This is a genomic window from Proteiniphilum sp. UBA5463 (assembly GCF_002427225.1).
Classification (GTDB): Bacteria; Bacteroidota; Bacteroidia; order Bacteroidales; family Dysgonomonadaceae; genus Proteiniphilum; species Proteiniphilum propionicum.
The window spans coordinates 15,062-28,212 of the sequence record NZ_DIQL01000011.1; the positions used below are offsets into that span (position 1 = coordinate 15,062).

10 protein-coding genes are annotated in these 13,151 nt (G+C 41.0%); 7 read left to right on the plus strand and 3 right to left on the minus strand.

Annotated elements, in window-relative coordinates:
- Positions 1-555: 555 nt before the first annotated feature.
- Both B3B27_RS02250 and B3B27_RS02255 read right to left on the minus strand, forming a co-directional pair.
- Positions 556-1,197 (minus strand): polysaccharide deacetylase family protein, encoded by a 642-nt coding sequence (locus tag B3B27_RS02250; RefSeq protein ID WP_286846774.1) that lies wholly within the window; start codon positions 1,195-1,197, stop codon positions 556-558.
- A 75-nt stretch (positions 1,198-1,272) separates the two neighbouring features.
- Complete coding sequence (locus B3B27_RS02255) at positions 1,273-4,743, minus strand: DUF2723 domain-containing protein (RefSeq protein ID WP_286846775.1); 3,471 nt, start codon at positions 4,741-4,743, stop codon at positions 1,273-1,275.
- Positions 4,744-5,342: 599 nt separating this feature from the next.
- Here B3B27_RS02255 and ndk point away from each other — a divergent pair.
- The 7 genes from ndk to folE all read left to right on the plus strand — a co-directional run bounded on the left by ndk (position 5,343) and on the right by folE (position 10,979).
- Entirely contained in the window at positions 5,343-5,804 is a 462-nt protein-coding gene (ndk, locus tag B3B27_RS02260) for a nucleoside-diphosphate kinase (RefSeq protein ID WP_238867283.1), read from the plus strand.
- A 51-nt stretch (positions 5,805-5,855) separates the two neighbouring features.
- Entirely contained in the window at positions 5,856-6,872 is a 1,017-nt protein-coding gene (locus B3B27_RS02265; RefSeq protein ID WP_238867281.1) for a peptidoglycan DD-metalloendopeptidase family protein, read from the plus strand.
- A gap of 112 nt (positions 6,873-6,984) precedes the next feature.
- Positions 6,985-7,536, plus strand: a complete 552-nt coding sequence (locus B3B27_RS02270; RefSeq protein ID WP_238867279.1) for a DUF1599 domain-containing protein — start codon at positions 6,985-6,987, stop codon at positions 7,534-7,536.
- 19 nt (positions 7,537-7,555) lie between these two features.
- The gene (locus tag B3B27_RS02275) at positions 7,556-8,860 is read left to right on the plus strand and encodes a BT_3928 family protein (protein WP_238867277.1); all 1,305 of its coding nucleotides are present in this window, start codon (positions 7,556-7,558) and stop codon (positions 8,858-8,860) included.
- Positions 8,861-8,886: 26 nt separating this feature from the next.
- Positions 8,887-9,642: a triose-phosphate isomerase gene (gene tpiA, locus B3B27_RS02280; RefSeq protein WP_238867275.1), complete on the plus strand. Its 756-nt coding sequence runs from the start codon at positions 8,887-8,889 to the stop codon at positions 9,640-9,642.
- A 212-nt stretch (positions 9,643-9,854) separates the two neighbouring features.
- Positions 9,855-10,388: an SPOR domain-containing protein gene (locus B3B27_RS02285; RefSeq protein ID WP_238867273.1), complete on the plus strand. Its 534-nt coding sequence runs from the start codon at positions 9,855-9,857 to the stop codon at positions 10,386-10,388.
- 18 nt (positions 10,389-10,406) lie between these two features.
- Positions 10,407-10,979, plus strand: a complete 573-nt coding sequence (gene folE, locus B3B27_RS02290) for a GTP cyclohydrolase I FolE (protein ID WP_238867270.1) — start codon at positions 10,407-10,409, stop codon at positions 10,977-10,979.
- A 6-nt stretch (positions 10,980-10,985) separates the two neighbouring features.
- Here folE and typA read toward each other — a convergent pair whose 3' ends face one another.
- Positions 10,986-12,785, minus strand: a complete 1,800-nt coding sequence (gene typA / locus B3B27_RS02295) for a translational GTPase TypA (RefSeq protein ID WP_238867268.1) — start codon at positions 12,783-12,785, stop codon at positions 10,986-10,988.
- Positions 12,786-13,151: the final 366 nt, after the last annotated feature.

Sequence of the window (13,151 nt, forward strand, 5' to 3'; positions counted from 1 at the left end):
ATTTTCTTTCTACTGTCAGATGGAACCACTGATTATCAACGATTATCATAATCATACCGGCCTCATCTTCATTACTTGAATTTTAAGAACTGCACAAATGTATGCCAAAACATTGTACTATGCAATACATAATACTATAATATTTATCTATTTAACATTATTTATAGTTTTAAGGTGTAAATATTATTAATCTTTGTTTACATTATCAGAATACTTCGGCAATTATTATTTAAATAATTCTTATAATACGCTGAATATCAATAGAGTATGACGCTTCTTAGGATCTGGCATAACTTATTGACTGTCAGCGCTATAAATGAGGTTTTAACGAAGCTTTATTACCAATGATACGTTGATAAATGATGCGATTGCTGTCTGTTCCATAATAGCCTATATATCAATAAAATATAATGAATTTAATAATCACATATGCACATACAAAAGCAGCCGTATAATAATGCGGAGCAGAAGTATGAAATAAAAGAAAAGGAATTATAAAGGGTGACAAATATTTCATATTTCTATGATAAGTGGCATCTTATCTGCGTGACAAGCTCATAGTGGTGTAAATCTTGCAGTGTTGGGAATAAGTTCAAATGTATATCCTTCGCCCAGCAACCACTCTATGGCACGTGGCATAGCGTACATCATATTTTTTTTGGCTTTCAGTGAATCGTGAAATACTATGATGGACCCGTCACGCGTGTATTTTTTAACATTTTCAAGCACCCTTTCAGGCGAGAGTTTGGCATTATAATCGCGTGTTACCACATCCCACATCACAATCTTGTACCCGCTTTTTCTGAGCAGCAAGGGTTGAGGTATAATCATATGGCCGTGAGGAGGGCGGAAAAGCCCTGAACGTATAAGGCTGTTTGCTTCACGGGTATCACTCAGAAACTTTTTGGGTGTGTTAAGCCATCCCTGCAGATGGTGAAAGGTATGGTTGCCCACAGAATGGCCACTTTCTAGTATCTCTTCAAATAGGTATCCATATTTGCGGACATTATCTCCAACACAAAAAAAAGTGGCTTTCACATCATATGTGTCAAGCACATCCAGTACCCAGGGTGTGATTTCAGGAATGGGACCGTCGTCGAACGTTAGGTACACAGTTTTTTGCAGGGGGACTTTCACGCGCCAGAGCGTTTTCGGATAAAGTAATCTATATATAATAGGTGGTTGTTCTATTAACATGAATATAGTTGTAGTGGTGAATATTGAAATAAGATGGGGCTGTGGGGAGATACCCCACAGCCCCATCTTATTATTCTATTGCTGATTTTTTGATTGGTATTGCTCCAATAGTCTGGGGCTGAATTGCTGCATCATACCTAAAGCTTTTTGCATTATCTCCTCTTCGGTGCTCCTTGTTAGAGTATCCTCTGCGGGAGTAGAATAAAAACCGCGTACCGAACCATCGGTTATCTCTTTCAAAATAGTATCTCCAATGTATGGAACTCCAAGCGTGTAAAAGGTCTGAGCCCGTTGAAGCATATCATCAACCATCATCTGGTATTTCACTTTATCATATTGTTGATATATACTTGCTATGAGAATTATCGGGTTGATATTATTGTATATCACGTCGGACATAGTATTTGATATCTGAAGGGGTTTCAGTCGTGAAAACCAGTCCAGGTTCCCATTAATCCTATCGCCAATTTCAGTGATGATGGCCGCAGCCTTATCCTTTTCACCCAAACTGTAGTATGCTCTGGCGAACAACAACCCGTCTGTGCCGTAGTGCACGGCAGAGGAGGGGATCATCGTGGTAACCTTGTCCAGTGCGGAAAGGGCTTTATCATTTTCGCCGGCATCTATCAATGCGCCGACTAATTGCGTGAAGTATAGACGGAAGGTAGAAAGCATCCTTCTGCTGGTTTCATCTAGATATATGTCCTGATTCTCTTCCAGCCCCCCCCATCTGAATTTATTCACCATATTATCGTAGGCCTTTTCTATGTTTACCCCTTTATACAGTGGTGTCCCTGGAACCACCTGGTAGGTAAGGCCATTAAGAGAGAAGTTGCTATCCTGAAGGTTCATATACAGAGAAGGAGTGATGGTTGTAGCGAAATGGATGGGGCGCTGCCAGTTGTCGTCGTTTATGTTGCCGAGCATCTCCAGGATCATCAGTTCCTGTCGATAGAGAGCCGATTTATCGCCCAGATTGATATACATCCTGGCTGCAGGTTTTGCTGCTATCGATTTCCAGTCTACTAAGGTTGTATCTACATCTAATGCAAGTACATTCCCGGGGATGATCTGAGTATTCCCGGTGTTGAACGGATTTACCGGTTTAAAATTACCGGTTCTCAGGCTTTCCATTGTCTGCTTGAGCGAAAGCGTATCTTTGAATGCGTTTACATCATAGTAGGTGCCAAAAGATACAGGTGGTATTTTGTTTTGCCGTAACACGTTCTCTATCTCCTGTCTAGAGATGATAAAGGCAGCACTACCGGCTTCGCCTGAATATAGCGGACGTGTCCATTTTATAGGCAGAGGCTTCGATTCATATGCAGGACGCACCAGCTGATCGATATACCATTCTGTCTGAAGGAAGCTTAGGTTGGTAACCCGCACATCGGTACGGAATCCTTCAGTCTCCTGCACATACCAAAGCGGATAGGTGTCGTTGTCGCCATTGGTAAAGAGAATAGCGTTCTCACCCACGCAGCTCAGATAGTTCATGCCGGTGTCACGTGCCAGTGTCCTTCCGGAACGGTCGTGATCGTCCCAGTTCTGTGAAGCCATCTGGATAGGAACAAAAAGGGCTGCCACAGTTGCAATTGAAGCGGCTGCAGTGGTGTTTTTCAAATATTTTCTCAGGAAGAGGCTGATACCGGCTACTCCCATTCCCACCCATATAGCGAAGGCATAAAAAGAGCCGGCATAAGCGTAATCGCGTTCCCTCGGTTCAAACGGTGTTTGATTGAGGTATAGGATAATGGCAAGGCCTGTCATGAAAAAAAGCATGAATACGATGGAGAAACTCTGCAGCCCTTTTTCTTTTAACCTCAATTGATACAATATACCAATGATTCCGAGCAGTAGTGGAAGCATATAATATTTATTGTGTCCCTTATTGTTGGCTATATCGGGTGCAATGTTGTCTTGCGGCCCAAGTCCCAGTATATTTTTATCTATGAATGATATACCCGTGATCCAATTTCCGGCAGTAATTCCTCCATCACCCTGGATATCGTTCTGTCTCCCTGAAAAGTTCCACATGAAATAGCGCCAGTACATATAGTTGATCTGGTAACTGATAAGAAACTTCAGATTCTGTAATACTGTAGGCTTTTGATTCATTTCGGTCACACCGCCCCACCGTTCGTAACCAATACTATGATTTCTAAAAGAGGGATTGTTGGAATTTGAATGCATCCTGGGGAACAGCATTGTGTTAGTATACTTGTAAACAGGTGTTGTAACCTTTACATATTCGTCTTTCTGATCGGGTGTTGTTTTTACAATTTTATTGTATGATTTGCGTTCGCCTTCAATAATTGCTGTACCGTTGGCATTCCTTGCTATCTGTGAAGCATAGGTTGTGCCATGCACAAGCGGGGTCTGCCCGTATTGCTCGCGGTTCAGGTAACTGCCCAGAGCGAAAACATCTTCAGGCGAGTTCAGGTCGAGGGGGGGATTAGCGCTCGATCGGATAGGAATTAGCGCGTATGCTGAAAATCCAATTAGGATGACCATCAGAGAAGACATTGACAGATGGATGAACCTGGTATTTATTTTTTTGTATTTAAATGAAAAAAATGCCCCTATAGCAATCAACACTATCCATAAAAAAATTTTACCTCCAATGAAGAGAATGCCGGAAAGGCCCAGGCTTATGAAGAAAGCTGTACGTGCACGTTTCTCTTTACCTTTTTTTGAGAGTGTTTCGTATATTGCCCATGAAATGCTTGCAACTAACAGGACAAGGTAAACTAATACTCCCGAGTTGTACGACATTCCAAGCGTATTCACAAAGAAGAGTTCAAACCATCCTCCCACTTTTGTGAAACCGGGGATGATTCCCCACATAAGTATAGCTATAAGCCCGAATGAGATCAGAAGAGATATAAGAGTTCCTTTCCAACCGGGGTTGTCATTTTTCTTGAAATAATAGACTAGTACGATGGCCGGGATACACAACAAATTAAGCAGGTGAACACCAATGGATAATCCCATGATGTATGCTATCAGTACAAGCCACTTATCTGAATTGGGCCTGTCGGCATTGTCCTCCCATTTGAGTATCAGCCAGAATACTAATGCAGTAAGCATAGATGAGAATGCATAAACTTCACCTTCCACGGCGGAGAACCAGAATGTGTCGGAAAAAGTATATACCAGTGCGCCGGCCAGTCCACTTCCCATTACAACTATAGTTTGCCCTAAGGTTAGCTCTCTTTCATCCTTTGAAATTATCAGCTTGCGAGTGAGATGTGTTATAGTCCAGAAAAGGAAAAGAATTGTAAATGCACTCAAAAGCGCCGACATGCTGTTTACCATCTTTGCTACTTGTGAAGGATCTTGTGCCAGCTGAGTAAACAGATTAGCTGTTAGCATAAAAATAGGTGCTCCAGGGGGGTGTCCCACTTCAAGCTTGTATGCCGATGTAATGAATTCGCCACAGTCCCAAAAACTTGCTGTAGGTTCAATGGTTAGAAGGTAAACAATAGCAGCAACGGTAAATACCAACCAACCTGCGACATTGTTTATAAACTTATATTTGTTCATTCTTTTCATTGATTTTTTAATTCCTGATCTCAAACTGAATCATACGGATCTTTTGCAAAATTTGAGCAAAGATACTGAAAACTATTTATTTTGATTCAGTATATGAAAAGCATTTGATGATAAATTGTTTAAAATATGTAAATCTGTAGGTTTTTCCTGACGCCATTGTCGCGGCATATTATTTTGTTCACTCTTTTACGCATCTGGAGATAAGTTGCACTTGTAATTTTTCCTGGTCACAATATTTGAAGGACAAAACTTCTTACCCTGCAATTCAAGGTAAGGTTTAGGGTTTGAATTTCGTTCTCAATTCATGGAAGATAAAACTAATATTGGAGATGTTAAACAATAGTTAATTAATGTTTAGTGCGCTTAATATCAAGAGAATATGTTTTATAACATATATTTGGTTAACAAACAGATATACAGGCAAATAATACATTTGTTTTTTTATTGAATGATTTTGATTTGAAAAAAAGAGGATAAAATATTTGGAAGAGAAATAATAAAAAGTTTACTTTGACGATGATTAAGGAAAAAAATCAATAATTAAAAGGTCATTTTCGTAATAGTTTATTATTTGTAATAGTTTATTATTCATGGAGATTACACTAGTAATTCTAAAACCATCAGCAGTTCAACGCGGGATCATCGGAGAGGTTATTTCACGCTTCGAAAAGAAAGGAATTCAGATTGTCGCAATGAAGATGGTACGGATGACCGATGAGAAATTGCGGGAACATTATTCACACTTAGTAGACAAGCCGTTTTTTTGCCGCATTAAAAATTCTATGCAGGCAAGCCCTGTTGTAGTGATGGCTCTAAAGGGTGTTGATGCAGTAAATGTAGTACGGAAACTGACCGGTGTGACAAATGGGAGAGAGGCGCAACCCGGCACAATAAGAGGTGATTTCTGTAATAGTATACAGGAAAATATTGTGCATGCATCCGATTCACCGGAAACTGCAGATGCTGAACTGAAACGCTTTTTCTCGGACGATGAGATTTTTAGTTACAACCAGTTTCTTGATCCGTATATTTACGCGAACGATGAATCATAATTGCGAAATTAAATATTCTGATATGAATTATTTTAAATCAGTAAGGTAGCAATGGAGACAGAGCATTTTTTTATTAAAGCAAAGAGCATATTATCGGCAGCACTGGTGTTCGTAACGCTGAATGCTTTCTCTCAATCTGCTTCGGAATCTTCCGGCAAATCCAGGCCGGAAGTGTCTTATAGACAGTTACACAGTTCCAGCCTAAGTGATCAGCCGGGATTATTTGCCGACGGATTAAAACTTAAGATGGATCTGTCTATTTTGGAGGAAGTTGAAGAGAGCAGAGAAGAGTTCAATCCCGACGAAATTCCTGCAGATGATATTTATGAAGGCATGTGGATCAACAGACACGTGAATATCTACGGAAGTCTGAAAAATGCCCCCGACACATTCATAGTGGATCTGGAAAATTTTACAATGCCGGTTGATGGTCATATGACCTCGAATTTTGGCAGAAGAGGAAGTCGTCGCTATCACTATGGAATAGACCTGAAAGCCCATACCGGTGACACAATTTATGCTGCTTTCGATGGTAAGGTAAGGGTAAAGCAATATGAAAGAGGAGGATATGGCTATTATGTTGTAATCAGACATGTGAATGGCTTGGAGACTGTTTATGGCCACCTATCTAAATTTCTTGTCGATGAAAATGATTTTGTCCTATCTGGTCAGCCTATCGGCCTGGCAGGCAATACAGGGCGATCATTCGGATCTCACCTTCACTTCGAAACACGTTTTCTTGGCAAGCCAATCAACCCCAATTTCATTATAGATTTTCAGAACAAGGTAACACACCGCGATGAATATCTGGTGACTAATTCCAGTTACCGGAAAACATCAAACAGCAGCAGGGTTCTTGTGTCAAATAACTCTCCGGCTGGTAAAGCCGTAGCCGATGCACCTAACAAATATGTATCTGGAGATGTTAAATACCACCGTATTAAAAAAGGAGATACTCTTGGTGCCATTGCCAGAAAATATGGTGTATCTGTCAATAAGCTCTGCACGTTGAATAATATGAATACCAGGACAACATTACGTATAGGAAGGTCAATCCGCATTTCCTGACATTTACAGACCTGGCGGTTTTATAGAAAAAGGTACAAGATTTCTGACTTGTACCTTTTTTTTGATTATCTTTGTTTGGATATTATATGTTAAACAATTTGCACAATTCACAATGGATGTAACCAGTAGACAATTTGACGAAGTAATAGCTATATGTCGAGAGATATTTGCCAAAAAATTACAGGATTATGGGGCATCATGGCGTATACTCCGCCCGGAGTCTGTTACCGATCAGATTTTTATCAAAGCAAACCGCATCCGTACACTCGAAGTTAAAAAAATGAACAAGGTGAATGAAGGTGTCTTTCCTGAATATATTGGCATTGTAAATTATGGTATTATCGGACTTATCCAGCTTCAAATGGGATATTCGGATGACGTTGATATTACACCAGAAAGGGCTCTAGAACTTTACGATGGCTACGTTGCAGAAACGAAAAACCTTATGAGTGCTAAAAATCATGATTACGATGAGGCTTGGAGAAGCATGCGCGTAAGTTCCTATACCGATCTTATCCTCACGAAGATTTATCGCATAAAAAAGATAGAGAGCCATTACGGGGAAACACTTATCTCCGAAGGGATAGATGCTAACTATAAAGATATGGTTAATTATGCTGTTTTTGGCTTGATTAAACTTCATTTTGACGGTAAAAAAGAGTGAAGAGTTTAGATAAATTCGAATGAAGGCAACCAGTAAAACAGTGAATATCTTTGTGGAATTGTCCCGCATTATTGTGGGGGCAACGTTTGTTTTATCGGGTTTTGTGAAAGCTGTCGATCCTATGGGATTTACCTACAAGATACAGGATTACCTTATAGAGTTAAATTTAACTGAAGTTTTTTCACTTGCTTTACCTGTCGCGCTCTTAATTATTGTGTCAGAATTCTTGTTGGGTGTTCTCCTTCTGCTTGGGGTTTACAGTAAGTGGACAACCCGCTTTACAGGTCTGTTCATGTTGTTCTTCACTCCGCTCACTTTGTGGATAGCCGTAACCAACCCTGTTGAAGATTGCGGGTGTTTCGGTGATGCATTTATTATTAGTAATTGGAATACTTTTTACAAGAATATTGTTCTTCTTGCTGGTACTGTCTTGCTTATTGCAAAGTGGAAGCTTATAAATACTCTGTTTTCATTGAAAACAGCTCCCCTTGCAGTTCTGTTCACAGCTCTTTTTGTATTGTTTTTTGCTCTCTATAATATTTATAAGCTTCCGGTATTTGATTTTAGGCCTTACCGAATAGGAGCCAATATACCTGAACAGATGCATGTTGATCCTGAGAAAGCCGATATTTATGAAACTATATTTCTCTATAGTAAGAACGGTGTACAACAAGAATTTACTGAAGAGAACTATCCGTGGAACGACTCCACCTGGACATACGTGGATATGAAGACTCACCTTGTGAAAGAGGGTGAAAAACCTAAAATAGAGGATTTTTCAGTGGACGCTTTATATTACGACGAATCATCCGGTTCATGGAATATCGGCAGCGATATCACTGATATTATTCTTTCCGAGCCTTCATATCTTTTCCTTATGGTCGCCTCTTCTCTCGAAGAGATGAATATGAAGCATTTAAACCGGTTTAAAAAGGTTAGCACCTATGCAATTGATAACGGTTGGCCTTTTTATCTGATTACCTCATCTGGCACCGATGTTGTGGAAAATTGGGAGAAGTCGAACAGAAGCGGTTTTCAGTTTTGTCATTCCGATGAAAAGGTACTGGAGACGATGATTCGCTCCAATCCCGGACTAATATTGTTGAAAGGGGGCACGGTTATCAATAAATGGGACGACAGCAGCGTGCCGTTAATTGGCGATATGGCCTCAGTCGCTGAGCAGACTGACATTATAGCTGAGTTGAATAATACGGGAACAACGGGAACAGTGAAGTTGTTCATTATAGCACTTCTTTTTTTGATACCTCTTTTACTGATAAAATTGGGCGATCGAAAAATGTTAGTCCGGAAAAAAGTGGAATAATTTTTTATTAATTATATATTGATTGTATGAGAAAAAACATTGTGGCAGGTAACTGGAAAATGAATAAAAACCTGCAGGAAGGCCTTGAACTGGCAAAGGAATTGAATGAAGCACTAAAAGGTAAAACAGTGAATTGCGATGTGGTAATAGGAACACCGTTTATCCACCTTGCTAGTGTAGTAGCCAGTGTAGATACTACTAAAATAGGTGTAGCCGCACAGAATTGTGCCGATAAAGCTTCCGGAGCTTATACCGGTGAGGTGTCTGCAGAGATGGTAGCATCAACAGGTGCAAAATATGTGATTTTGGGGCATAGCGAACGTCGTGCATACTACCACGAAACGCCGGAGATACTGAAGGAAAAAGTGTTGTTGGCGCTAGCTAATGGCCTTACCCCAATTTTCTGTGTTGGGGAGGTACTGCAAGAGAGGGAATCGGGGAGACATTTCGACGTAGTTAAGTCGCAGGTTGAATCATCGCTTTTTGATCTTTCGCCGGAAGATTTTACTAAGATTATACTGGCATATGAACCGGTGTGGGCAATAGGCACTGGTAAAACAGCTACTGCCGGGCAGGCTCAGGAAATGCACGCTTTCATACGTAAAACCCTGTCAGAAAAATATGGAGAAAAAATTGCCGATAATACCTCCATCCTTTACGGAGGAAGTGCCAATGCCGGCAATGCTAAGGAACTTTTCTCAAATCCCGACGTTGATGGCGGACTTATTGGCGGCGCATCACTTGGTGTGAATAAATTCCTGCCTATTATTGAGGCTTTTTAATCGATTAACAGAATTTTACCACAGATTCCTCATGGGTCTGTGGTATTTTTTTACCTTTGCAGAAAATTAATTAACAGGATGCAATAAAAACTCAGTTATTAATGGAACCAAAAAACTTTTGTTTTTTCACTCTTTATTTGTAATTCAAAAATTTCAGATCTCATGATTAGTGATTCAGGTTCCAAATCAAGAGTTTATATAAAAATAATCGTATGAACTATTTTCCTCATGTAATAACTATTTTTATGTTGTTATCTCTCTCTGCAGAAGCTGGGGCACAGCATTCTTCGCAAAAGAAAGAAATACTGAATGAGTTGAATTCAATTGTCCCGGGTAAAGGACGTGTTACCATTTACGAGGATGAGAGCATCAAACACATATTGGGACGCCATATGGCACCTCCCAGGACTGTCTATTCAAGTGCTGATGGCTCAATTCAATATTATAAGATGCGTGGTTACAAGATTCAGGCCTTTTCCGGAAACAATCAGCGTACATCCAAAAACGAGGCACTCCATAAGCAAGGGCTAATTAATAGTGCTTTTCCCGGTCAGGAGACAGTAGTACTGTTTGAATCTCCGTTTTGGCGTTTACGTATCGGTAATTTTGAAGACAGGGCTCAGGCCGAAGAGATGATGAAAGAGTTGAGAAGAGCGTTTCCCTCTTTTGGTAAAGAGATGTATATTGTAGTGGATGAGGTGAAAATTCCTATTAATAAGACGTTCGAAAGTGATGATCGTCAGTAACAGTAGAAACAAAAAGAGATGTCTTCCGAAGAAATAGAAAAAAACAGATCCGTGATAGCGGATCATATGAGAGGTATTCTTTCTCTTCTAGGAGAGAATGATGGCCGCGAGGGGCTTGTTAAAACACCCGAAAGGGTTGCAAAAGCCATGCAGTATCTTACCAGAGGATATTGGCAGGACCCGGAGGAGATACTGCGTTCCGCCCTGTTCAGGGAAAACTATCGGCAGATGGTGATAGTAAAGGACATTGACCTGTTTTCATTGTGTGAACATCATATGCTCCCATTTTTTGGAAAGGCACACGTTGCTTATATACCCGATGGCTACATTACCGGACTGAGCAAAATAGCCCGTGTTGTTGAGGTGTATTCCCGTCGTTTACAGGTACAGGAGCGACTCACCACTCAAATAAAAGAGTGCATTCAGAAAACACTGAACCCTATGGGGGTGATGGTAGTTATTGAAGCCCAGCATATGTGCATGCAGATGAGGGGTGTGGAAAAACAGCATTCTGTAACCACTACATCCGATTTCACCGGCGTGTTTCGTGAACAGAGAACGCGAGAGGAGTTTATCGCGTTGATAAAATAGTCTTTATCATTTTTTTGATACCCGCTTTCGGTCGGTTTCGTCCAGCATGATTTTGCGGATACGCATATGCTTGGGTGTTACCTCCACATATTCATCTTCCTTGATATATTCAAGTGCTTCCTCTAAGCTGAAAATAACGGGAGGAGCCAGTTGTGCCTTGTCGTCGGTTCCCGACGCACGAACGTTTGTCAGCTTTTTTGATTTGGTTACGTTGACTACCAGGTCGCCCTCTTTATTGTTCTCCCCTACAACCTGTCCTGCATATACATCAGTCTGAGGTTCAATAAAGAATCTTCCTCTGTCCTGCAACTTGTCCAAAGCGTAAGCATACGCATTTCCCGATTCCCCGGCAATGATGGAGCCGTTTTGTCTCTTCTCGATATTTCCCTTCCAGGGCTGAAATTCCAGAAAGCGGTGCGCCATGATAGCTTCACCAGAAGAGAGTGTGAGAACAATATTATTCAGGCCTATAATGCCTCGCGACGGAATAATGAACTCCATGTGCATGCGATTTCCTTTATTTTCCATGGTAAGTAGTTCGCCCTTGCGGCGGGTAATTACGTCTATGACCTTGCTGGCCGACTCCTCAGGGAGGTTAACTGTCAGTTGTTCAACAGGCTCATGTTTCTCGGCTCCTATCTCCTTGATTATCACCTGTGGCTGCCCTACCTGCAGTTCATAACCTTCGCGGCGCATGGTCTCTATAAGGACAGAGAGATGGAGTACACCGCGTCCGTAAACAATCCATGAATCAGAGTTTTCGGTCTCCTCAACACGAAGAGCCAGATTTTTGTCGAGCTCGCGCATCAGCCGGTCGTATATATGGCGCGAAGTTACATACTTTCCATCCTGTCCGAAGAAGGGAGAATTGTTTATAGTGAATAACATCGACATTGTAGGCTCATCGATAGCTATAGGATCAAGCGGGTCGGGTTTTTCCAGGTCGGTTATACTGTCGCCAATATCGAACCCTTCAATACCTACAAGCGCGCAAATATCGCCTGAGGTAGCTTCTTCAACCTTAATACGTTCCAATCCCTCAAAAAGGTCCACCTCTTTTATTCGGATCTTTTTTACAGTTCCGTCACGTTTACAAAGCGCATAATCTTTATTAAAGCTTATGGATCCGCGGTGCACACGCCCCACGGCAATACGTCCCAGGTAGTTTGAGTAATCGAGAGAGGTGATAAGCATCTGAGGCGTCCCCTCCAGCACTTTCGGGGCAGGGATATGCTTTATGATCGCATCAAGAAGTGGAGTGATACTGTCTGATGGCTTTTTCCAGTCGTTCGACATCCATCCATGCTTTGCCGATCCGTAAAGAGTGGGGAAATCGAGCTGTTCCTCGGTACCATCGAGACTGAACATCAGGTCGAACACCTTCTCCTGAACCTCTTCTGGACGACAGTTAGGTTTATCCACTTTGTTTATCACCAGAATCGGTTTTAATCCTATCTCAAGTGCTTTCTGCAATACAAAGCGCGTCTGCGGCATGGGCCCTTCAAAAGCATCCACAACAAGGAGGCATCCGTCAGCCATATTGAGCACCCGCTCTACCTCCCCGCCAAAGTCGGCATGTCCCGGCGTATCAATAATATTTATCTTTGTGTTGTTATATCTGATGGATACATTTTTTGATAAAATAGTGATACCCCGCTCACGCTCCAGGTCGTTGTTGTCGAGTATAAGGGCATTGGTCTGTTGGTTATCCCTGAAGAGATTCCCGGCCATAAGCATTTTGTCAACCAAGGTGGTTTTGCCGTGATCTACGTGGGCTATAATAGCAATATTTCGGATATTCTGCATTTAAAACAATCTTTTTGTTCCGCAAAGATACGTTTTTTTAGGCTATTTATTCATATATGTCTGCCTGTTTATTAAAATATATGATTTTATTGTTTGTATTACGTAACAAAAGAAAGCTGTGAGATTGAAGCCCAGAGACCTTTTTCATTATTCAATCAGCAAAAAAAAGCTTATTTCCCTTGATCGGGTTTATTTTGAGGATTATTAGTAGATTAAGCGAGCCTGCGTAAAGTCACGAAAGGAAAACGGTTTATGTTTGTTTTGCGGATAATTGGTAAATTAAGTGGTTTATCGAAATTTTTTTACGGACTGATGATGGGAATGATTGGAAATTTCGGAAATTAACATTTCTATTTCAATGATTTG